Source organism: Cellulomonas sp. PhB150, assembly GCF_003755175.1.
In the GTDB taxonomy this organism is placed as follows: domain Bacteria; phylum Actinomycetota; class Actinomycetes; order Actinomycetales; family Cellulomonadaceae; genus Cellulomonas.
Genome location: NZ_RKHX01000001.1, coordinates 1,292,234 through 1,315,926, shown reverse-complemented (window position 1 = coordinate 1,315,926; position 23,693 = coordinate 1,292,234). Strand labels below are relative to the sequence as shown.

Sequence of the window (23,693 nt, the reverse complement as noted above, 5' to 3'; positions counted from 1 at the left end):
CACACCCTGATGTCCTGGGCGACGAGCGTGCCCATGAGCGAGATCGGTCCGTCGACCGCCGAGCCCGTCCGTGCCGGCATCTACGCCGTCGCACCGCTGCTCGTCGGCCTGCCGCTGGCCTCCGCCGCGCTCCTGCTGCTGCTCGGCCGGCGCTCCGACAGGTGGGGCCACTGGCTCGGCGTGCTGGCCTCGGCCGGGGCGTTCGTCATCGGCCTGCTGACGTTCCTGGCCATGCTCGGCCGCGACTCGAGCTCACGCGTCCTGGACGTGCACCTGGGGACGTGGATCGACGCCGGTGCGTTCCACCTCGACGCCGGCATGCGCCTCGACCCGCTGTCGATGACGTTCGTGCTCCTCGTGACGTTCGTCGGCACCCTGATTCACATCTACTCCGTGGCGTACATGGACCACGACCGGGACCGGAGGCGGTTCTTCGCCTACCTCAACCTGTTCGTCGCGGCGATGCTCGTGCTCGTCCTCGCGGACAGCTACCTGCTGATGTTCGTCGGCTGGGAGGGCGTCGGCCTCGCGTCGTACCTGCTCATCGGCTTCTGGAACCACCGCACGCCGTACGCGGTCGCGGCCAAGAAGGCGTTCGTCGCCAACCGCATCGGTGACATCGGGCTGATCGTCGCGCTCGGGCTGATGTTCGCGACGTTCGGCGGCGTCGACTTCGGCACCGTGCTCGGCGCGGACATGTCCGGCGTCTCGCAGGCCACGCTGACCGGCATCGGGCTCATGCTGCTGCTCGCCGCGTGCGGCAAGTCGGCGCAGTTCCCGCTGCAGTCCTGGCTCGGCGACGCGATGGCCGGCCCCACGCCGGTGTCCGCGCTGATCCACGCGGCCACGATGGTCACGGCCGGCGTCTACCTGATCGTGCGGTCGTCGGCCATCTTCGACGCCGCGCCGACCGCGCAGCTCGTCGTCGTCATTGTCGGCGCGATCACGCTGCTCTTCGGGGCCATCGTCGGCTGCGCGAAGGACGACATCAAGAAGGCGCTGGCGGCGTCGACGATGTCCCAGATCGGCTACATGGTGCTCGCCGCGGGCCTCGGGCCCGTCGGCTACGCGTTCGCGATCTTCCACCTGGTGACGCACGGCTTCTTCAAGGCTGGCATGTTCCTGGGCGCCGGCTCCGTGATGCACGGCATGGACGACCAGGTCGACATGCGCCGGTTCGGCGGGCTGGCCCGGTACATGAAGATCACGTACGTGACCTTCGGCGCCGGCTGGCTCGCGATCCTGGGCGTCCCGCCGTTCTCGGGCTTCTGGTCGAAGGACAAGATCATCGAGTCGGCGTTCATCCCCACGGACGGGCACACGTGGCGTGCGTGGCTGTTCGGCATGGTCGCGCTGCTCGGCGCCGGCATCACGTCCTTCTACATGTCGCGCCTGTTCTTCATGACGTTCGAGGGCGAGCGCCGCTGGACGACCAAGGCCGACGGTGGCGACCAGCACCCGCACGAGGCCTCGCGGCTGATGACGTGGCCCATGATCATCCTCGCGATCGGCTCGGTCGGCCTCGGTGCCGTGCTCGCGTCCGGGAGCCGGTTCGTCGACTGGCTCGCGCCGGTCACGGGGAGCGGGGAGCACGGCGAGCCTGTGCTGCCCGCGGGGGTGCTGATCGCCCTCACGCTCGTGCTCGTCATCGCCGGCGCGGTGCTGGCGTGGCGGCGGTACGCGATCTCGACCGTGCCCGTCATCCCGCCGATCGGGGCGCCGCTGACGCGTGCCGCCCGGGTCGACCTCTACCAGGACGCGGTCAACGACGCCCTGCTCGTTGAGCCGGGTCTGCACCTGACCCGCTCGCTGGTCTACGCCGACAAGGCCGTGGTCGACGGCGGCGCCGTCGGCATCGGCCAGACGACGGTCGGGCTCGGCCAGATCCTCCGCAAGACCCAGACCGGTTTCGTGCGTTCCTACGCCGCGACCATGCTCATCGGTCTGGTCGTCCTCGTCGTCGCCGTCCTGGTCATCCAGAGCTGAGGAGCGCACAACACGATGTCCTCCGACTTCCCCTGGCTGACTGCCCTCATCGTGCTGCCCCTGGTGGGCGCCGCGGTGCTGTGGCTGCTGCCCGCCGGAGCCCGGCGCCACACGCGCACCGTCGCGCTCGCCTTCACCCTCGCCGAGGTCGCCCTCGGCGTGGGCGCGCTCCTGTCCTTCGACACCGGCACGGCGGGCGAGCACCAGCTGCTCGAGACCCACCAGTGGATCCCCTCGCTGGGGGTCTCCTACGCCGTGGGCGTCGACGGCGTGGGGCTCGCGCTGATCCTCATGTCCGTGGTGCTCGTGCCCCTCGTCGTGCTCGCCGCCTGGCGCGAGCAGGGCTCCGAGGGTGACCCGAGCGACCGACTGCGGCACTTCCTGGCCCTGGCCCTCGTGCTCGAGGCCTTCATCGTCGCGGTCTTCGCCGCGCGGGACGTGTTCTTCTTCTACGTCCTGTTCGAGGCCATGCTCATCCCGGTCTACTTCATGATCGGCGCCTTCGGTGGGGCGCAGCGGCGGTACGCGGCGATCAAGTTCCTCATCTACTCCCTGACCGGCGGCCTGATCATGCTCGTCGCCGTCATCGCGCTGTACCTGCAGGGCCCCGGCGGCCCGGACGGCTTCCTCACGGACAACCTCACGAACCTGGCGATCGACCCGACGCTGGAGAAGTGGCTGTTCGCCGGCTTCTTCCTCGCGTTCGCGATCAAGGCGCCGATGTTCCCGGTCCACACGTGGCTGCCCGACGCGGCCCAGAACGCGACCCCGGGCACGTCCGTGCTGCTCGTCGGCGTGCTCGACAAGGTCGGCACGTTCGGGATGCTCACGCTGTGCCTGCCGCTGTTCCCCGCGGCCTCGCGGTGGGCCGCGCCGTTCGTCATCGTGCTCGCGATCGTCTCGATCATCTACGGGGCGCTGCTCGCGATCGGGCAGAAGGACCTCATGCGCCTGATCGCGTACACCTCGGTGTCGCACTTCGGCTTCATCGTGCTGGGCATCTTCGCCTTCACGTCGACGTCGGTGGCCGGCTCGTCGTTCTACATGGTCAACCACGGGCTCTCCACGGGCGCCCTGTTCCTCATCGCCGGGTTCCTCGTGGCCCGGCGCGGGTCGCAGGACATCGCCGACTTCGGCGGGCTGCAGAAGGTGGTGCCCGTCATGGCGGGCACGTTCCTCGTCGCCGGCCTGTCGGCGCTCTCGCTCCCAGGGCTCTCGACGTTCGTCTCGGAGTTCCTGGTGCTCGTGGGCACGTTCGCCCGGCACCCGGCGGCCGCGATCGTGGCCACGCTGGGCGTCGTCCTCGCCGCGATCTACGTGCTGTGGACCTACCAGCGGATCTTCACGGGTCCCGTGCGCGACGGGCTCGAGTCGATGCCGGACATGCGCACCCGTGAGCGGTGGGCCGTCGGTCCCCTCCTGGTCGCGATGCTCGTCCTCGGCTTCGTGCCCGGCCCCGCGCTGGACCTGGTCCGCCCGCCGGCCTCCGTGACCCTCGAGCAGGTGGGCGTCACCGACCTGCCCGCCAGCGCCGCTGAAGGGAGCAACCCGTGACGTTCACGGCCCCGCACGTCGACTGGGCGCACCTGAGCCCGGTCCTCATCGTCCTCGGCGCCGCCGCCGTCAGCGTGCTGCTCGAGGCGTTCGTCCCGGCCCGCCACCGGCGCACCGTGCAGCTCGCGTTCTCCGGCGCCGCGCTGGCGGGCGCACTCGTGGCCGTGGCCGCGCTGTGGAGCGGCGTGAAGTCGTCGGGCGGCGTGCGCGTGCTGGGCACGTCGCTGATCGTCGACGGCCCGACGCTCGTGCTGCAGGGCACGATCGCGGCGCTCGCGCTGGTCTCGCTGCTGATCATCGCCGACCGGACGAGCACCGGCGAGGACGCCTTCGCGCCGTCCGCCGCGTCCGTGCCCGGCTCGGACTACGAGGAGCTGGCTCGGCGCCACGGCCTGACGCAGACCGAGGTCTACCCCCTCGTGCTGTTCGCCACCGGCGGCATGCTGATCTTCCCCGCCACGGGCGACCTGCTGACGCTGTTCGTCGCGCTCGAGGTCCTGTCGCTGCCGCTGTACCTCCTGACGGGCATGGCGCGTCGTCGCCGGCTGCTCTCGCAGGAGGCGGCCATGAAGTACTTCCTGCTCGGCGCGTTCGCGTCCGCCCTGATGCTGTTCGGCATCGGACTGGTCTACGGCTACGCGGGCTCGCTCAGCTACGCGGACATCGCCGCGGCCACCCAGAACCCGTCCGGCCTGGACACGCTGCTGCTCGTCGGGTCCGTCATGGTCCTCGCGGGGCTCCTGTTCAAGATCGGCGCCGTCCCGTTCCACGCGTGGACCCCCGACGTCTACCAGGGCGCTCCGACCCCGATCACCGGCTTCATGGCCGCGTGCACCAAGGTGGCCGCGTTCGGCGCCCTGCTGCGCGTGGTCTACACCGTCATCCCCGGCCTGCAGTGGGACATCGACGTGGTGCTGTGGACCGTGACGATCCTGACGATGGTCGTCGGCACGGTCATCGCGATGGTCCAGACGGACATGAAGCGGCTCCTGGCCTACTCCTCGGTCGCCCACGCCGGCTTCATCCTCACCGGTGTCGTCGCGCTCGACAGCGCCGGGGTGTCCGCGGTCCTGTTCTACCTGCTCGTCTACGGCGCCGCGACGATCGGCGCGTTCGGCGTGGTCTGGCTGGTGCGCGAGCGTGACGCGGACGGGGTGGTCCTCGGCGAGGCCACGCACCTGTCGCAGTGGGCCGGCATCGGCCGGCGGCACCCGTGGCACGCCGGCGCGTTCGCCCTGTTCCTGTTCTCGTTCGCGGGGATCCCGCTCACCGCGGGGTTCGTCGGGAAGTTCGGCGTGTTCTCGGCCGCGGTCGACGGCGGCGCCTGGCCGCTCGCGCTGCTCGGCGTGCTCGCCTCGGCCGGTGCCGCGTTCTTCTACGTGCGCATCGTCGTGCTGATGTTCTTCTCGGACGCCCCGGCCGACGAGGCACCCGCTGCCGCCCCGGCACCCGTGGAGTCGGACGTCGTCCTCGAGGGTGGTGCCACGCCCGCCGTCGCGACCCTGGTGGCCGAGAAGGCGCCCGCGCTGACGACCACCGTGGTCGGCACGGAGGGCTTCGCGGCCATCGCGATCGCCCTGTGCGCGGTGACCACGATCGTGCTCGGCGTGTTCCCGACGCCGGTGCTCGACGCCATCTCCCACATGTCGACGTTCCTGCCGTGAGTGCGGTGACCACCCGCGGGGCGAGATAGGTTCGTCCCGTGACTTCGACGACGGCCATCCCGCTGGCCGACCCGGCCCTTGCCGAGCGACTGACGGCGCGCCTCGCCCTCGTCGAGGAGCGGCTGCGTGACGCCGTCGCGCACGCCGACGCCCTGGCGGACACGGCCTCGCGCCACCTCGTCAACGCCGGCGGCAAGAGGTTGCGCCCCGTGCTCACGCTGCTGACCGCCGAGCTCGGCGACGGGAGCCGGCGCGAGGTCCTCGACGCCGCGGTGGTGGTCGAGCTGACCCACCTCGCCACGCTGTACCACGACGACGTCATGGACTCCGCGCCGCTGCGCCGGGGTGCCCCCTCGGCGCACGAGGTGTGGGGCAACTCGGTCGCGATCCTCACGGGCGACCTGCTGTTCGCGCGTGCGTCGTCCACGGTGGCCGGCCTCGGGCCCGAGGCGGTCCGCATCCAGTCGGCCACGTTCGAGCGGCTGTGCCTGGGCCAGCTCCACGAGACGGTCGGGCCGCGCCCCGACGAGGACCCGGTCGAGCACTACCTGCAGGTCCTCGCGGACAAGACCGCTTCGCTGATCGCCACCTCCGCGCGGCTGGGCGCGATGTTCGCCGGCTGCCCGCCGCAGGTGGTCGCGACCGTCACGGCGTTCGGCGAGCGCATCGGTGTCGCGTTCCAGCTGGCCGACGACGTCATCGACCTCACCTCCGACGGCTCGGTGACCGGCAAGACGCCCGGGACCGACCTGCGCGAGGGGGTCCCGACGATGCCCGCGCTGCTGCTGCGCGCCCGCGCCACGGGCCCGGACGCGACCGACGAGGACCGCGCCGCGCTCGCCCTCCTGGACGCCGACCTGTCCGGCGACGAGGCGCTCGCGGCCGCCGTGGCCGCCCTCTCCCAGCACCCTGTCGTCGAGCTCACCCGGCAGCGCGCGGTCGCCCTGGCCCACAGCGCGTCGGCCGAGCTCGCGCCGCTGCCCGACGGGCCCGTCAAGGACGCGCTCGTCGCGTTCGCCGACCTGCTGGTCGACCGCGCCTCCTGAGGCCCGCCGCAGGCCGCGGATCTGGCACGATGTCCCGCGCGGCCACGGCGGCCGCGGACCGAGGTTGGGGGTCACGTGAGCAGCACCACCTTCGAGGGCACCGGGGTCGCGGTGACTCCCGGGACGGTCGCGCCCATCGGCGGCCGCGTGCTCGCGTACCTGGTCGACGGCCTCGTCGTGGGGCTCGCCTACGGCATCGGGATCGGCATCGGTCTCGTGGTCGACGGCTCGACCGCCCGGCTCGTCGCGCCGCTCGTCCTCGCGTCGCTGGTCGGCATCGGCCAGTGGGTCGCGGAGTCCTTCACGGGCGCCACCGTCGGGGGCTGGCTGCTCGGCTACCGCACGATCTCGGCGCGGACCGGCCGCCCCGCGGGGCTGCTCGCCATCCTGCTGCGCCAGCTCGTGGTGGCCGCGGGTGCGATCGCGTGCTTCGTCGGGCAGATCGTCGTCGTCGCCTCCGGCGCGTGGGACAACGGTCCCGCGCAGCGCGGCTGGCACGACAAGGCAGCCGGCACCCTCGTGCTGCGTGCCTCGGCGCTGCGTCCCCGCAAGCCGGGCGGCCCGGGGGCGTGGAACCAGGCCGTCGAGCGCGCGGTGGGCTCCGCCCCGCCGCCGCCCGCGCCGCGCCCCCTGCCCGTCGTGCCGCCCATGCCCCCGCTGGCCCCGGCCGTCGCACCGCCCGCCGCGCAGTTCGTGACTGCCGCCGCGGAGCGCGCCGCCGAGCCGGAGCCCGTCGCGGAGCCCGAGCCCGAGCCCGCCCCCGTGCGTCCGCGCGGAGGCCCGGTCGCGTCCGCCTACCTCGAGCGCCTGGCCGCCGCCGAGGCCGCCACCGACGACTCCCCGGTGCTCGACGAGACGCGGGCCGCGCAGGACGCCGCCCGTCAGGGGCCGACCCCGCCGCCCGAGCCCGAGGGTGCGCCGGCCGGGCCCGCACCCCTCATCACCGGCTACCCCGGCCAGGCGGGCACGGCCGTGCCGCCCGTGCCGCGCGCGCAGGACCTCGGCGAGCTCGAGTACACGCGCCTGCGCGACCAGATCCCCACCGAGCGCGAGGACCTCCTGCGGCTCGTGTTCGACACGGGCCAGCGCATCGACGTGACCGGCGACGGGATCGTCGGTCGCAGCCCCGAGGGCGAGATGGGGATCGTGCACGTCATCGTCATCGACGACCCCGCGCGCTCGGTGTCCAAGGTGCACCTGAACTTCGGGCTCACCCCGGCGCGCGACGAGCTGTGGGTCATCGACCGGGCCTCGGTGAACGGGACCGTGCTCGTCGACCCCGACGGCGTGGCCGCCACGCTGCCGGCCGGCGCGCGGGCGTTCGTCGGCGCGGGATGGACCATCCGCTTCGGCCAGCGCAGCGCGAGGGTCGAGCGCCGCTGACTATGCTGGCGGGCGACCGACCGGCTCCAGCCCGCGAGTGCCCTGCGAGGACGACGATGACCGACGCGACCTGCCCGGAGACCTTCCGGTGAGTCCCGCGTCCGTGCGCATCGAGGTCGGCGTCGCGACCGACCGTGCCCAGCGCGCCAGCAACGAGGACGCGCTGCACGCGGCGGACGGAGTCTACGTGGTGGCCGACGGGATGGGCGGGCACGAGTCGGGCGAGGTCGCGAGCCGCACCGCCGTCGACACCCTGCAGGTGCTGTCCAAGGGAGTGCCCGACCTGGCCCGAGCCCGCGCGGTGCTGCGCGCCGCGCACAAGCGGGTGCGCGCGCTGCCCGCCGCGGACGCGCTGCGTCGTCCGGGCACGACCGCGTCGGGCGTGGTGCTCAGCGAGCACGACGGCATGCCGTGCTGGCTCGTCCTCAACGTCGGCGACTCGCGCACGTACCGGATGGCCGGCGGCGTGCTCGAGCAGGTCACGCAGGACCACTCCGAGGTCGCCGAGCTCGTCGCGCGGGGCGTCGTGCCCGCCCAGGAGGCCGCCCACCACCCGCGCCGCAACGTGGTCACGCGCGCGCTGGGCGGCGGGTCCGCGACGGTGGACCCCGACGTGTTCTGGCTGCCGGTGAGCCCGGGGGACCGGATGCTCGTGTGCTCCGACGGGCTGACCGACGAGGTGCCGGACAGCCGCATCGAGGCCGAGCTCAAGGCCGAGCCCGACCCCCAGGCCGCCGCCGAGCGGCTCGTGGACGCGGCGCTCGCGGCGGGCGGGTCGGACAACGTGACGGTGCTGGTGGTCGACGCGACGGTGCGGTCGGCGCGCGCGCGGTGAGCCGCGCCGGGGCTTCCTACCGACCGGCACCGCGTCGCGCAAGCGCCTCGGCCCGCGAGTGCCGCAGCCCGTCCACGGACAGGATCACGAGCGCGACCCACACGAGCGCGAACCCCCACCACCGCGCGGGCTCCATCCGCTCGTCCAGCACGAGCACGCCGATGAGGAACTGCAGCACGGGGGCGATGTACTGCAGCATCCCCACCACGCTCAGCGGCAGACGCCGGGCGGCGGTCCCGAACAGCAGCAGAGGAACCGCGGTGACGACGCCCGCGGAGGCGAGCGCGACGGCGTGCCAGCCGCCGTGGGTGCTGAACGACCCCGTCCCCTGCGCCTGCAGCACGACGAGGTAGCCGAGCGCGAGCGGCGCCAGCACGAGCGTCTCCGTGGCCAGCCCGGGGACCGCGCCGACCGACCGGCCGACCCGGTTCTTGATCAGCCCGTAGAACCCGAAGCTGAACGCGAGGGTGAGCGCGATCCAGGGCAGCCGCCCGTACCCGACGGTGATGACGACGACCGCCGCGGCACCGAAGCCGAGCGCCACCCACTGGACGGGCCGCACCCGCTCGCGCAGCACGACGACGGCGAGGCCGACGGTGACCAGGGGGTTGATGAAGTACCCGAGAGCGGCGTCGACCACCCGGTCGGACAGGATGCCGACGACGAAGACGATCCAGTTGACCGCGAGCAGCACCGCCGCGGCCGCGAGCAGGGTCAGCGTGCGGCGGTTGCGCAGCGTCTCGAGGAACGGCTGCCACGTGCGGGTCACCCGCAGCAGCAGCAGGCAGAACAGCAGCGACCAGACCACGCGGTGGGCGACGATCTCGACCGCGCCGGCCGGCTGCAGCAGCGGGAAGTAGAGCGGCAGGACGCCCCACAGGGCGTAGGCGCCGATCCCGGCCAGCAGGCCGGATCGGGTGGGGGTCGAGGGCACGCGCCGACTCTAGGCGGTTGACGGGCGGCGACCCTCGCCCTATTGTCCGTTTGCAGCAAGTTTCTACGGTTCTTGCCGTGGGCTTGCAGTCCCGCGTCGTCGGCCTCGGCCGGCGCGCGGCACACCTCCTCCCGGGCCCGGTCCGCCGGACCCAGCGCGTGCGCGAGCACGCGTCGCAGCAACGGTCGTCGCGACGAGGCGACGGCCGGGACAGGCCCGACGACGTCGTCGGGCCCGGACCTCGAGGAGATGCCGTCGTGCCCACGACCCCCCGTCCCACCGGCGCGCGCCGCAGCGCGCTCGGTGCCCTGCTGGCCGCGCTGCTCGCGCTCGCCGGCCTGACCGCGCTCGGATCCGCCACGCCCGCCGTCGCCGCCCCGAGCGGGCCGCGCACCACCGCGGTGAACCTGTTCCAGTGGACCTGGACCTCGATCGCCCGTGAGTGCACGGACACGCTCGGCCCTGCCGGCTACGGCTGGGTGCAGACCTCGCCCCCCAACGAGCACGTCAGGCTCGCCGGCCAGTGGTGGACCTCGTACCAGCCGGTCAGCTACAAGATCGAGTCGAAGCTCGGCACCCGCGCGGAGTACAAGGCGATGATCGACACCTGCCGGGCGGCGGGCGTCTCGGTGAGCACGGACGTGGTGATCAACCACATGAGCGGGCAGACGGGCAGCGGCACCGGCTGGGCGGGTACGCCGTTCAGCGAGGAGAGCTACCCCGGCCCAGCCGGTGGGTACGGCCCGCAGGACTTCCACAGCTGCCGGACCAACATCGCGAGCTACTCCGACCGCTACCAGGTGCAGAACTGCCGGCTCGTCGGGCTGCAGGACCTGAACACGGGCAGCGAGTACGTGCGCCAGGAGATCGCCGACTACCTGAACGACCTGATCTCCCTCGGGGTGCGCGGCTTCCGTGTCGACGCCGCGAAGCACATCGCCGCGACCGACCTGGCCGCGATCAAGGCCAAGATCTCCGACCAGAGCGTCTACATCGTGCAGGAGGTCATCGGCGCCTCGGGCGAGCCCGTGCAGCCCAGCGAGTACACGGGGATCGGCGACGTCCACGAGTTCACCTACGCGCGCAACCTCAAGTCGGTCTTCAACGGAGGCAGCCTCGCGTCGCTGCAGGGGATCGCGACCGCGTCCTGGCTGCTGCCCTCGGACCGCGCGGGCGTCTTCGTCGACAACCACGACACCGAGCGCAACGGGGAGACGCTGAGCTACAAGGACGGCTCGACCTACCGGCTCGCGAACGTCTTCATGCTCGCCTACCCCTACGGCACCCCCACGGTCTACTCGGGCTACGCGTTCGGCAACAACGACGCGGGAGCGCCCCAGCAGGGCAGCGGCAAGGTCGACGACGCGGTCTGCGGGCAGGGCACCTGGACCTGCGCGCAGCGGTGGAACGAGACCGCGCACATGGTCGGCTTCCGCAACGCCGTCGCGGGGACCTCGCTCACGCAGTGGTGGGACAACGGCTCGAACCAGATCGCCTTCGGGCGGGGCGACCGTGGCTACGTGGCGATCAACCGGGCGGGCTCGGCCCTGACGCGCACGTTCTCGACGTCGCTGCCGGCCGGCCGGTACTGCGACGTGATCAGCGGCGGCGTGAGCGGGTCGGGCTGCTCGGGCACGACGGTCGACGTGTCGTCGTCGGGCACGGCCAGCTTCACGGTCCCCGCGAACGGCTCGGTCGCCCTGCACGTCGGCGCGCGGTCCGGCAGCACGACGAGCCCGACGACGGACCCGACCTCGGGGACCGGCACGACGGTCTACTACGCGACCACCAAGGGCTGGTCCGGCTACCGCATCCACTACCGCGTCGGCAACGGCGCGTGGACCGCCGTGCCGGGCGAGGCGATGGCGGCCGCGTGCACCGGTTGGGTGTCCCGTCAGGTCGCCTCCGGCGGTGGCGCCGTGACCGCGGCGTTCACCGACGGCTCCGGGCAGTGGGACAACAACGGGTCGAGCAACTACACGCTGACCGGGTCCGTGGCCTCGGTGAAGGACGGCGTGGTCGGGTCGACCAACCCGTGCGGGACGAGCACGCCCACCCCGACGAGCACGCCCACCAGCAGCCCGACGAGCAGTGCTGCGCAGGTGTCGTTCGGTGTGCAGGCCACGACGGTGGTGGGCCAGAACGTCTTCGTCGTCGGGTCGTCGGCGGAGCTCGGCGGCTGGGACCCGGCCAAGGCGGTCGCGCTGTCGTCGGCGGCCTATCCCGTCTGGCGGGCGGCCGTGCCCCTGCCCGCGGGCTCGACCGTGCAGTACAAGTACGTGCGCAAGGACGCGAGCGGTGCCGTGACCTGGGAGTCCGGCGCGAACCGCAGCGTCACGGTGCCTGCGAGCGGCGTGCTCACCGTGACGGACACCTGGCGCAGCTGAGCGGACCGGGCCCGCTGGGCCCGGTCGAGGGACGGGGTGGCGCCGGCGCGTGGAGGTGTGGGCGCCACCCCTGGCCCGTGTCGGAAGGGCGCAGGGCGCGTCCACAGCCGGCCGGGACTGTCCGCATCCTGGCTGCCAGGTGAGGCGACCCTGTGCCGGCGTCCTAGACTGAGGCCCAGCACAGCCCTGCTCCGTGACGTATCCCGGCAGGGCTCCCCGATTGGAAGGCATCCGGTTCCCGTGAGCACCCCGACCCTGCGCGTCGCCGTCGTCGGCGCCGGTCCCGCCGGCATCTACGCCTCGGACATCCTCTCCAAGAGCGGCCTCGACGTCAGCATCGACCTGTTCGAGCGCCTGCCCGCCCCGTTCGGCCTGGTCCGCTACGGCGTCGCGCCGGACCACCCGCGCATCAAGCAGATCATCGTCGCGCTGCACAAGGTGCTCGAGCGCGGCGACATCCGCCTGCTCGCGAACGTCGACTACGGCACCGACCTCAAGCTCGACGACCTGCGGACGTTCTACGACGCCGTGATCTTCTCGACCGGGTCGATCCGCGACGCGGCGCTGCCCGTGCCGGGCGTGGAGCTGGAGGGCTCCTACGGCGCCGCCGACTTCGTGTCCTGGTACGACGGGCACCCGGACGTCTCGCGGTCCTGGCCGCTCGAGGCCACGCAGGTCGCCGTCCTCGGCGCCGGCAACGTCGCGCTCGACGTCGCGCGCATCCTGGCCAAGCACGCCGACGACCTGCTGCCCACGGACGTCCCCGCCAACGTCTACGAGATCCTCAAGACCTCGCCGGTCACCGACGTGCACGTGTTCGCGCGCCGTGGCCCCGCGCAGGTCAAGTTCTCGCCGCTCGAGCTGCGCGAGCTCGGCCACGTGCCGGACGTCGACGTCATCGTCTACCCCGAGGACTTCGAGTTCGACGAGGGCTCGATGGCCGCGATCCACTCCTCGAACCAGACCAAGCAGGTCGTCAAGACCCTCACGGACTGGACGCTGAAGGACCCCGAGGAGAACTCGGCCAGCCGCCGCCTGCACCTGCACTTCCTGCACAAGCCGGTCGAGATCCTCGGCGAGGACGGCCGGGTCGTCGGCCTGCGCACCGAGCGCACCGCCCTCAACGGAGACGGCAACGTCACCGGCACGGGCCAGACCCAGGACTGGGACGTCCAGGCCGTCTACCGCGCGATCGGGTACTTCGGCTCGCCGCTCGTCGACATCCCGTTCGACGACGTCGCCGGCGTGATCCCCAACCGCGAGGGTCGCGTCACGGACGTCGACGGCGAGCACCTGCCCGGCGTCTACGCCACCGGCTGGATCAAGCGCGGCCCGGTGGGCCTCATCGGCCACACCAAGTCCGACGCGTCGGAGACCATTCGCCACCTCGGCGAGGACGTCGCCGCAGCGGGGGAGTCGTTCTACACGGCCACCGAGCGCGAGCCGTCGGCCGTGACCGAGTTCCTCGCCTCGCGCGGCGTCGACGTCGTCGAGTGGACCGGCTGGGAGCTGCTGGACGCCTACGAGCGCGGCCTCGGCGAGCCGCACGGCCGCGAGCGGATCAAGGTCGTCCCGCGCGACGAGATGGTCTCCGTGGCCCTGGGGCGCGCGACCGTCTGACCACCTGTCGGGGAACCGCCGTCCTGGGAACCGCCGCACCGGCGTGCACGTTGCACCGGTGCGGCGTTCTCACAGAAGGTAGGTCCATGGGTCACCAGCACTTCAACGGTCTGAAGACGGCCGCGCTCTTCGGCGTCATGTGGGCCGTCGTGCTCGGCATCGGCTGGCTCGTCGGCGGGGGCAGCGCGCGCTACGTCCTGCTGTTCGCCGGCCTCGGCCTCGTGATGACCGCGGTGAGCTACTGGAAGTCCGACACCATCGCCATCAAGGCGATGCGTGCCCGGCCGGTGAGCGAGGCCGAGCAGCCCGCGATGTACCGCATCGTGCGTGAGCTCTCGACCTCGGCCCGTCAGCCCATGCCTCGGCTGTACGTCTCGCCGACGGCCGCCCCGAACGCGTTCGCGACGGGCCGCAGCCCGGCCAAGGCGGCCGTCTGCTGCACCGAGGGGATCCTGGCGATCCTCGACGAGCGCGAGCTGCGCGGCGTCCTGGGGCACGAGCTCATGCACGTCTACAACCGCGACATCCTCACGTCGTCGGTCGCCGCCGCGATCGCCGGCGTGATCACCTCGCTCGCGCAGATCGCGTTCTGGTTCGGCGGGGACCGTGAGCGGAGCAACCCGCTCGGCGGCCTGCTGCTCGTCATCCTGGCGCCGATCGCCGCGACGATCATCCAGCTCGGTATCAGCCGCACGCGCGAGTTCGACGCCGACGAGGACGGCGCACGCCTCACGGGGGACCCGATGGCGCTGGCCTCCGCGCTGCGCAAGCTCGAGTCGGGGACCGCGGCCCGGCCGCTGCCGCAGGACCGCGAGCTCGTCGACGTCTCGCACCTGATGATCGCCAACCCGTTCAAGGCCGAGGGCATGGCGAAGCTGTTCTCGACCCACCCCCCGATGGCCGAGCGGATCGCGCGGCTCGAGGCTCAGGCGGGCGGCAAGGGCGGCATCACCCGCTACTGAGCGGAGCGCATTTCGGACTCCGCGCGCAGACCCGGACGTAACGTCGCGCATGTCCGAAAAAGTCACCCTGACCTGGGGGTGCATGCACCCAGGCGGCGGCAGGAAGCCCGACAGTTGCCTGGGTTAATGGGGGCTGATCGAGCCGCCTGCCCCCGACCGACGGATGACTCATGCGCCACGCGACGTTCTTCTCCACCTGGATGCGAGCAGCCGGGCGGGGGGTCGCCGCGGTCACCGCGGCCGTCCTGGTCCTCACGCTCGTCCCCGTGGGGGCGGCCGTCGCGGCGGACGACGCGGACTCGTCGACGATCACGATCGGCAAGACCGTCAACGACCAGAAGTCCGTGCACGCCACGGCCGGCACCACGGTCAGCTACGCGCTCGTCCTGTCGTGCTCGAGCCTCACCGACGTGTGCACCGACGCGACGCTCAAGGACACCGTCCCGGCCCCGCTCGTGCTCAACCCGGGCTCCGTCCAGGTGACCGGCGGAGCCGCCAGCACGTACGCGGTGACGACGAGCGGGAACGCGCTGACGGTGAAGTTCTTCAAGGCCGCCCTGGGCGGCAAGGTCGGCATGGAGGACGGCGCGCAGTACACGATCCGGTACACCGCGACGCTGCCCGCGGGCACCCTGGCCGACCACGACGGGGCGTCGCTCGTCAACACCGCGAGCCTGACCGCCAGCAACGCGCTCATCTCGCCCGTGACCGACACCGCGACCGTCATCCCCACGATCCCGACCACGCTGGCGTCGACGGTGACCAAGTCGGTGGCACCCACCCAGCTGCCCGCCGTGCGGGACTCGGCCGTCACGTACACCCTCGGCGGTGCCAACTCCTCGAACCGCTCGGTCGACTCCCTGGTCATCCAGGACCCGGCCACGGGCGTGACGCCCACCGCGTTCGCCTACGTGGCGCTGACCGGGATCACCACCCTGACGCCCCCGACCGGCGCGAACCGCGTCCAGCTCGACTGGCTCGACGGCTCGGGCACCTGGCACACGGGGGCACCGGTCGCGATCCCCTCGAACCCGAGCTCGCTGCTCGCGGGCATCACGGCGGCGGACGTCAAGGGCACCCGGTTCACGTTCACGGTGCAGGGTGGCCAGCTGCCCGTCTCGACCGCGCCCGCGTCGATCGTCCTGGCGACCACGACGTCGGCCGCCGCCGGTGACGTCACGCAGAGCACGACCGTCACCAACACCGCCGGCTCGCACGTCGTGGTGGGCGCGACGACGAGCCCCGACGTGACCAAGCCGGCGAACCTCGTGCTCGTGCCGGCCAACCTCGGCCCGGTCGTCCAGAAGGCCTTCGGCGTCCCGTCGCTGCTCGCCGGAGCGTCGACCGTCGCCACCGTCAAGGTGAGCAACGGCGACTACCCGATCACCACGATGACGCTGGCCGAGCCGCAGTCCGGGCACAAGGACCTCGCCGAGCAGGGGCTCACGTTCGCCGGCTTCGTGGCCGCGGACGTCGAGTGGCCCGTGGGCGCGACGCACGCGTCCATCACCTACGCCTACGACACCGGCGCTCCCACCACGGCCGGCACCTCGACGCGCGACACGCTCCCCGCACCCGCCGCGGGCCGCACGGTCACCGGGTTCGACGTCACGTTCACGGGTCCGATGGCGGCCGACGAGTACGCGGTGGTGCCGTTCACGGTCACCGCGCTCGCGGCCGACTCGGGCGACGTCACCGAGACGAACTGGGCCGCGGGCACGGTCGAGACCAGCACCGGCCAGACCGGCACCGACCACGACTCGGCCGACCTCACGCGCCGTGCCCTGCGGGTCGCCACGACGCTGACCAAGACGTTCACCCCCGACACGATGTACGACGTGCCGGGCACGGGCACGGTCGTGCAGCTCGAGTCCACGGTCAAGCGCGACCTGCCCGTCGGCTCCGGCTCGACGATCGGCGCGCAGTCGCTCGTCGTCTCGGACCCGCAGGACCCGACGGCCGGGCCCGACGCGTTCTGGAACCTGTACGACGTGCGCTCGATCGCCCCGACCGACGTGCCCGCCGGGTCGCGGCTCACGGTCGAGTACTGGGACGGCTCGGCGTGGAGCACGTTCGGCGCGGGCGCGGCCGCTGGCGTCGGGGTGCAGGGGCCGACCCGCTGGTCCTACGTCGTTCCCGCGGGCGTCCGCGACTCCGTCGAGGGCATCCGGTTCACCTTCACCCCGACCACCGCCGGCGCGCTCCTGCAGCCGGGCTACACGGTCGTGCCCGCGCTCCTGGTCGGCCTGCGCGCCACGGCCCGCGACGGCGGCGCGACGTCGGTCACCACCGACACGGACGTCACCAACACCGCCCGCACCACCGCGACGAACCTCAACGCGTCCCCGACGACCGGCACGGCGGTCGATGACGCGGTCGTCACGCTCCTGCCCTCGGCGGGTGGCTCCGGCCCGAACCTCGTCGACAAGCTCTGGCGCGACAGCACCGGCGCCTACGTGCAGACGGGCGCCCAGGTCGTGGCTCGTTCGGGCGACACCGCCACGGCGCGCCTGGCGTGGAGCACCGGAGGGCTGTCCTTCGCCCAGGTGAGCGTCGCGGACCCCGCGACGGCCACGCCGGGAGTCACCACCGGGACCGTGTACGACGCGTTCGACCTGGTCCGCATCGCCCCCATCACGTCCGCGACCGACTCGCGGATGACGTTCGACAAGGTCAGCGAGGTCTGGCGCTACAGCGCCGCGAGCGGCGCGTGGGTGAACATCACGACCGCGGCGTGCGCGGCCGGCTGCGACGGCGTCTTCGGCGGCTACACGCTCAGCGCCGCAGAGCAGGCCGACACCCTGGCCGTCCGGCTGGTCTTCGTCGAGAGCCCCACGCGCGCGGCGCGGGCGACCGGCGCGCTCGACCCCGCGGTCGGCACCGGTGTCGCCGCCACCACGGGTCGTCGCGCGATCGACCTCGAGTTCCGCGTGCGCGACACGCTGCGCTCCGACCCGAGCCAGGCGGTCCTCGGCTCGACCCACCCGCTGACGTACAACAGCGGTGAGCAGGGCGTCGTCTCCAACGACGTGAGCGTGGTCGGCACGCTGCCGGGCGGCGGCACGTTCGACTCCACCGACGGAGCCTCCGTCACGGTCTCGGACAGCCCGCTCAACGTGAACGTCACCAAGACGTGGGCGTACGGCCCGCTCGGCGTCCCGCAGGCCGGCACCGACCCCGATCTCTACCCGATCGCGACGGCGACGATCGTCGCGACCAACCAGACGGTGGGCCGCGTCGACGAGCTGGTGGTCGCCGACCCCGACCCGTCGGCCACGACCGACGACCCGTTCACGTACCTCAACCTGTACGAGATCACGGACGTGACCGTCCCCAGCGGGACCACGACCGGAGCCTCCACGGTGACGCTGCGGTTCCGCGACCCGGCCACGACCGTCGAGACCACCGCGGACTACACGATCGCGCAGGCCAAGGCGCTGACGCCCGCGCAGCTGCAGGACGTCATCGGGATCGAGGTCCGGCACACGGGCCGGATCGTGACCGACGCGACGACCAGGCTGACGCTCGCGTTCCAGCTCCGCTCCGCGGACCGCTACACCGCCGCCGCCCTGCCGACGCCGGCGGTCGGGGCCTCGCGCCTGGCCACCAACACGGTGCTCGCGACCGTGCTGGACGCGGGCGGCCTCGCCTCCCAGAACGGCTCCGCGACCGACGACGACACCGAGGACATCGCGATCGTCGCGCCGAGCTACGCCGTGACCGCCGCCAAGGCGATCTCGCCGGACACCACCAACGAGGACTCCGGCACGAAGGTCGCCACGGTGACGCTCGGCGCGCAGCTGACCCCGCAGTCCTCCGTGCGGACGCGGCAGATGGTCTACACGGACATCTCGCCCACGTTCTGGAACGCGTACGACTTCACGTCGCTGTCGAAGGTGACGCTGGTCGCGCCCGTCAAGCGCTTCCGCGTCGACGCCCTCGTCGGCGTCAGCTACGTCGTCGACCCGACGACGCAGGCGATCAGCACGACCTGCGGTGGCGTCGCCGACCTCACCGACTGCTGGCGCCCCGGCGCTTGGACCACCGCGACGCCGGGCGTCGCCACCACGGCGGTGCTGCCGGCGGGCGTGACCGCCGGCCAGGTCCGCGGGCTGCGCTACGCGCTGGACAACAACGGCGGGGCCTGGCAGCGCCCCAGCAACCCGAACCAGACGGTCACCTTCACCGCGACGCGTCGTGCGACGCTCGTGACGGGTGGGGCCGTCCCGTCGACCCGCCCCTCCTTCACGAAGGCGCCGGGGGAGTCGCAGCTCGGGGTCACGACCAACACGTTCACGGTCGACGCGACCGGCGCGTGGAACGACGACCTCGCGCCCTGGACGGACTCCGACTCGGCGACCGACACGATCAAGGTGACCCACACCAACAACGCGGTCGCGATCACCAAGAGCCCCACCGGCGCGGTCGCACCGGGCGGGGACATCCCGTACCAGATCGCGGTGCGCAACGCGGGCAGCCGGCCGATGACCGGCGTGCGCGTCACCGACGTCGTCGAGCAGGACGGCGACGGCCCGCTGCTGGTGCTGCCGGACCGCGAACCGCTCGACACGACCCCGATCTTCACGTTCGCGCTGACCAACGCGTCCGGCACCGCGCAGACGGCGCCCGCGGTGACGGTCGACACGACGGCCTACGCCGACGACGGCACGATCACCTTCGCGCTCCCCTCGGGGTACGCGCTGCCCGTTGGGTACACCCTGACCATCACCGCCAACCTCGAGGTGCGCGCGGACCTGCCCTCCGGCCAGACGATCGCCAACTCGGCCACGGTCGCGAGCGACCGGATCTTCGACACCTGCACGTTCACGGCGAGCATGGCCTCGCGGCCGTCCACCACGGCCGTGACCACCTGCACCTCGACGACCTCGGTCTACACGCTGCCGGCCTCGCCGATGCGCGTCGTCAAGGGCGTCAAGGGCGTCGGTGCGGGTCTCCCGACCGCCGCGCCGGGCGACGCGAGCTACGACGACCTGGGCGTCCTCGCGTACTCGGGTGCACCGAGCACCGCGTACTGCGAGAACCCGAACACCGCGTACGAGGGCTACTACCGCACGCCCTGCATCCCGATCACGCGGCCGGGCGGCACCGAGCAGTGGAAGACGTGGCTCAGCAACACGGGCAACGTCCCCGCCACGGTCGTGTCCGCGATCGACGTGCTCCCGGCGGTCGACGACCGCGGCGTCATCATCAACCAGGCGCGGAGCTCGCGGTGGGCGCCCGTCCTCACGGGGCACGTGGCCGCGACGTTCACGGACGCGAGCGGCAACCCGCTGACGTACGACTCGGCCGACGGCGTCTCGCTCGCCGTGCAGTACTCCACGACGGTCCCCGTCACGGTCTGCAACCGGATCGACATCCTCAACACGACGCGCGCCGGTGGTGCGACGGCCGCCGACCTCAACCCGACCAGCTTCCCGGGCGAGACCACGGCGTGCCTGGCCGGCGGCGCGAACGACGTCAACGCCCGGACCTGGCACCTGTACGACGAGAGCATGCCCGCCGCCGACAAGGCGAAGATCAAGGCGCTCAAGTACGTCCTGACCTACTCCCAGCCGAACCGGGTCGAGGGGCTGCTGCCGGGTCAGACGCTCGCCGTCTCCTACCGCTCCACCACGGCGGCCTTCCCCGCCCGCGCTGAGACCAGCGACCGCGACTCGATCGCCTGGAACTCGGTCGCGGCCGGCGCCCGCGGCGTCGCGACCGACGGCACGAAGATCGTCACGCCCGTCACGGAGGTCCGCAAGACCGGCGTCGCGATGGCCACGGGCAAGCTCGACCTGCGCAAGCTGGTCGAGGGGGGCGACTCGTTCGCCACGCTGCTGCCCACGAGCTACGACTTCACCCTGGAGTGCACCTCGCTCGGCCAGGACGTCCCGCTGCTGGGCGTCCCGGTGGGCAGCTCGACGCCCGACCTGAGCAGCGTCACGGTCCCCGCCGACGGCTCGGTGCTCGAGTACAACAACGGCATCGACGCGGGCGAGCCGGGTCACGACGCGTGGTCTGCCGTCAACCTCCCGGCGTACGCCACCTGCTCGGCGGTCGAGGACCCAAGCCAGGGCGCCGAGGTCACCTACGCGCCGTCGACCGTCACGGCGCACCGCGACTTCGTGACGCGCGCGGACGTGGCCCGCCCGGCCGCGACCGACGGCTCCGCCGCCGCCGCGACGATCGAGCGGATCACCGCGACGAACACCTACGCCGAGGCCGGCTTCTCGGTGAGCAAGCTCGTCGACGCGAGCGGCGCCCAGGACGCGGACGGTGCGGCGATCACGTACCCGGGCCCGTACTCGTTCACGGCCGAGTGCACGTTCCTCGGGCACGACGTGCTGGACACGACGTTCACGCTCGCGCCGGGTGACGACCCGCAGGAGTACGCCGGCCTGCCCGCAGGCTCCGCGTGCTCCGTCACCGAGACGGGTGTGCCGACGGGAGCGAACGCCTCGACCGTCGTCACGCAGGGCGGCGTGGCCGGGTTCCCCGGCGCGGGCCCGACGACGTCCTTCACGCTCACGGCCGACGACGCCGACGGTGCCGCGACCACGCAGGTGGCCGTCACCAACACCTACGCGGTCGGTGCGGTCGCGATCACCAAGGTCGTCGACGGTCTCGGCTCGGACGACTGGGGCAACGAGCAGTTCGAGGTCGACCTCGAGTGCACCCTCGCGGGCGCCTCGCCTGAGACGGTCTTCCACGGCTCGCACGCGCTGAGCAAGGCCTCGCCGTCCTGGACGGTCGAGAACCTCGCCTCCGGTGCCTCGTGCACGGTCACCGAGACCGCGTTCGGTGCGGCGACCGAGCACGAGGTCGACCCGGGCACGTTCGTCGTCGGGGACGACGAGAGCGACCCGACCGCCGTCACGGTGACGAACACGTTCGGCACCGGCAGCCTGCGGGTGAGCAAGGAGCTGGCGGGGGAGCCGGCCGCGTCCCTGACGCCCGCGACGACGGGCACGTACACCGTCTCGCTCGCCTGCACCCGCGACGTCGACGGCACCGAGCAGGAGATCACCGTCCCGGGTGGCGCCACGCGCACCATCACCGGCGCCGGCTCGGCGACCTACACCGGCCTCCCGTCCGGAGCGCAGTGCACCGTGACCGAGACGGACCTCGGCCACGCGCAGTCCCACGCGCTCGAGCCGGCCGACGGCGTCGTGACCATCGACGAGGCCGACACCGCCGAGGTCGTCGTGACGAACACGTTCGACAACGGCGAGATCGCGGTCCGCAAGGACGTCTCCGGCGTCCGGTCCGACCTCGCGCCGGCCACGTTCGACGCGACCGTGACCTGCACCTGGCACGGAGCGGACGTGGCCCTGCCCGACGACGGGGCGGTCGTCCTGACCGACGGCGTCGAGACCGTGATCCACGACGTGCCGCTCGGCTCGCTGTGCTCGGTCACCGAGGCCGGCGGCACGGGCGCGACGAGCGTCACGTACGGCACGGGCGACGAGTCCGCGGACCCGAGCGTCGACCCCGTGGACGTCGAGGTCGGCGACGGCAGCGACGACGCCGACCTGCTGACCATCCGCAACGCCTACGACGCGGCCGCGCTGACGGTCCGCAAGGTCGTCGACGCGTCGTCGCAGGTCGCGGACGACCTGGTCTACTCGTTCACGCTCGAGTGCACCTACGACGGGAAGCCGCTCGCGCTCGACCCCGCCGACGCCGCGTTCGACCTGCTCGCGGGCGGCTCGCGGACGGTGGAGGAGCTGCCGATCGGCACCGAGTGCGAGGTCGTCGAGACCGGCACGCACGGCGCGCTCGTCGGCTACCGCGTCGGCACCTCGACGGTGCTCGGCTCCGACGGGACCGTCACGGTGCCGGCCGACGGCCAGACGATCACGGTGGAGAACGCGTTCTCCGCGCTCGAGCTGACCAAGGACGTCGCGCAGACGACGGTCCAGGGCGGCGACGACGTGGACTACACGCTCACGGTCGAGAACACCGGCCCCGCCGCGACGTCCGACGTCCGGCTCCACGACGAGCTGCCCGCGGCGATCGGCCTGGTCTCCCTCGACGCGCCCGCGCCGTGGGAGTGCACGACGACCAGGCCCGCCGACCGCGACGTGGTCGACTGCGTCTACGCGGCCGGCACGTCGCTCGACCCCGGCGTGACGGCTCCGGTCGTCGCGGTGCACGCGCGCGTGGCCGACGACATCGCGGTCGACGAGATCGTCAACGACGCGAGCGTGCGCTGGACCGACACGGGCTCGCCGCAGGTCGACCCGCCGGTGCGCGAGGACGACGACGACGCCCCGGTCCTGGTGAAGTGGATCGACGCGACGGTCAGCTCCGCGTGCGTGGCCGACGTGCCGTGGCTGAGCTACGACATCGACCCGCGCAACGTCGACATGTCGACGCACCCGGTGACGATCAGCTGGTTCGCGGACGCCGACCACGACGGCGTCCCGGACGGCGACGCGATCCGCGTCGACACGATCCCCGCGGGCGGCGCGCTGACCGGGAAGATGCTGTGGCCCGGCGCCGCCGTGGACGCGGACGGCATCGGCATCGCGTGGCCGGGCTGGCGCCAGGTGCGCGTCGGGGAGACGCCCGTCTGGGAGAACCAGATCGCCGACCCGACGCTGCCCGAGTACGCGCTGCGTGCCGGCGCCCTGGTGCGCATCGAGGTCAACCCGACGCTGCGGGTGGAGCAGGCCTACCCCGACGCCACCCCGCTGTGCGAGGTGGCGCGGACCCCGGACCTGGAGATCACCAAGACCGCGTCGGTCGAGAAGGCCGATCGCGGGGACAAGGTCTCCTACGCGCTCGACGTCCGGAACACGGGCCTCGGTGCGACCGACGACGTGGTGGTCACCGACCAGGTGCCCGCGACGCTGAAGGTCCTGTCGGTCAAGGGAGCCAAGCCGGCCGACGACACGACGCCGCGATGGACGTGCGAGGTCAGCGACCGGGCGAGCGACGGGGGCGGCGGGCTGGTCCGCTGCGTCCTGGGCGGCTGGCTCGGCCGCGACCAGAGCGCGCCGACGATCACCGTGTCCGCCCGGGTCCTCCCGACGGCTGCCGGCGACGTGGTCAACAGCGCGACGGTCACGTGGAGCGACCCCGACACGGGAGGCGACGTGACGAAGACGGACACGGACGACGCGACCGTCACGGTGCCGAAGGCCGACCCGCCGGCCGTCGACGACCCGCCCGCGGCGGAGCCGCCGCCAGCGCTGTCGTCGACCGGTGCCGACGGGGTCGGCAGGCTGGCTCTGCTCGCCGTGCTGCTGCTCCTGCTCGGGGCGGTCGCGGTCCGGGGTCGCCGACGCGGCGAGGCCTGAGTTCACCCGCCGCG

Annotated in this window: 11 protein-coding genes; 10 read left to right on the top strand and 1 reads right to left on the bottom strand. The window is 72.6% G+C overall.

The features are described from left to right. The first annotated feature begins 33 nt into the window (after positions 1 to 33). The 6 genes from nuoL (at position 34) to EDF34_RS06055 (ending at position 8,468) form a co-directional block, all read left to right on the top strand. On the top strand, positions 34 to 1,986 hold the full coding sequence (nuoL, locus tag EDF34_RS06080) for an NADH-quinone oxidoreductase subunit L (protein WP_233575199.1): 1,953 nt from the start codon (positions 34 to 36) through the stop codon (positions 1,984 to 1,986). Positions 1,987 to 2,001: 15 nt separating this feature from the next. Then, on the top strand, positions 2,002 to 3,540 hold the full coding sequence (locus EDF34_RS06075) for an NADH-quinone oxidoreductase subunit M (RefSeq protein WP_123370362.1): 1,539 nt from the start codon (positions 2,002 to 2,004) through the stop codon (positions 3,538 to 3,540). Next, positions 3,537 to 5,204: an NADH-quinone oxidoreductase subunit NuoN gene (nuoN, locus tag EDF34_RS06070; protein ID WP_123370361.1), complete on the top strand. Its 1,668-nt coding sequence runs from the start codon at positions 3,537 to 3,539 to the stop codon at positions 5,202 to 5,204. Before EDF34_RS06075 ends, nuoN begins: the two co-directional genes overlap by 4 nt. A gap of 38 nt (positions 5,205 to 5,242) precedes the next feature. Next, on the top strand, positions 5,243 to 6,250 hold the full coding sequence (locus EDF34_RS06065) for a polyprenyl synthetase family protein (RefSeq protein WP_123370360.1): 1,008 nt from the start codon (positions 5,243 to 5,245) through the stop codon (positions 6,248 to 6,250). A 75-nt stretch (positions 6,251 to 6,325) separates the two neighbouring features. Then, a complete protein-coding gene (locus EDF34_RS06060) occupies positions 6,326 to 7,633 on the top strand; it encodes an RDD family protein (protein WP_123370359.1) in 1,308 nt (435 codons plus the stop codon). 88 nt (positions 7,634 to 7,721) lie between these two features. Then, positions 7,722 to 8,468: a PP2C family serine/threonine-protein phosphatase gene (locus EDF34_RS06055; protein ID WP_123370358.1), complete on the top strand. Its 747-nt coding sequence runs from the start codon at positions 7,722 to 7,724 to the stop codon at positions 8,466 to 8,468. A 16-nt stretch (positions 8,469 to 8,484) separates the two neighbouring features. Here EDF34_RS06055 and rarD read toward each other — a convergent pair whose 3' ends face one another. Then, a complete protein-coding gene (rarD, locus tag EDF34_RS06050) occupies positions 8,485 to 9,402 on the bottom strand; it encodes an EamA family transporter RarD (RefSeq protein WP_123370357.1) in 918 nt (305 codons plus the stop codon). A 257-nt stretch (positions 9,403 to 9,659) separates the two neighbouring features. On the opposite strand from rarD, the gene EDF34_RS06045 reads away from it, so the two are divergent. The 4 genes from EDF34_RS06045 to EDF34_RS06030 all read left to right on the top strand — a co-directional run bounded on the left by EDF34_RS06045 (position 9,660) and on the right by EDF34_RS06030 (position 23,679). Next, the gene (locus tag EDF34_RS06045; protein WP_123370356.1) at positions 9,660 to 11,789 is read left to right on the top strand and encodes a carbohydrate-binding module family 20 domain-containing protein; all 2,130 of its coding nucleotides are present in this window, start codon (positions 9,660 to 9,662) and stop codon (positions 11,787 to 11,789) included. A 240-nt stretch (positions 11,790 to 12,029) separates the two neighbouring features. After that, positions 12,030 to 13,409 (top strand): FAD-dependent oxidoreductase, encoded by a 1,380-nt coding sequence (locus EDF34_RS06040; protein WP_123370355.1) that lies wholly within the window; start codon positions 12,030 to 12,032, stop codon positions 13,407 to 13,409. Between the two features lie 86 nt (positions 13,410 to 13,495). Next, positions 13,496 to 14,371, top strand: a complete 876-nt coding sequence (htpX, locus tag EDF34_RS06035; RefSeq protein WP_123370354.1) for a zinc metalloprotease HtpX — start codon at positions 13,496 to 13,498, stop codon at positions 14,369 to 14,371. 170 nt (positions 14,372 to 14,541) lie between these two features. Beyond that, positions 14,542 to 23,679 carry a DUF5979 domain-containing protein gene (locus tag EDF34_RS06030; protein WP_123370353.1) on the top strand — a complete coding sequence of 3,046 codons (9,138 nt, stop codon included), beginning with the start codon at positions 14,542 to 14,544 and terminating at the stop codon, positions 23,677 to 23,679. Positions 23,680 to 23,693: the final 14 nt, after the last annotated feature.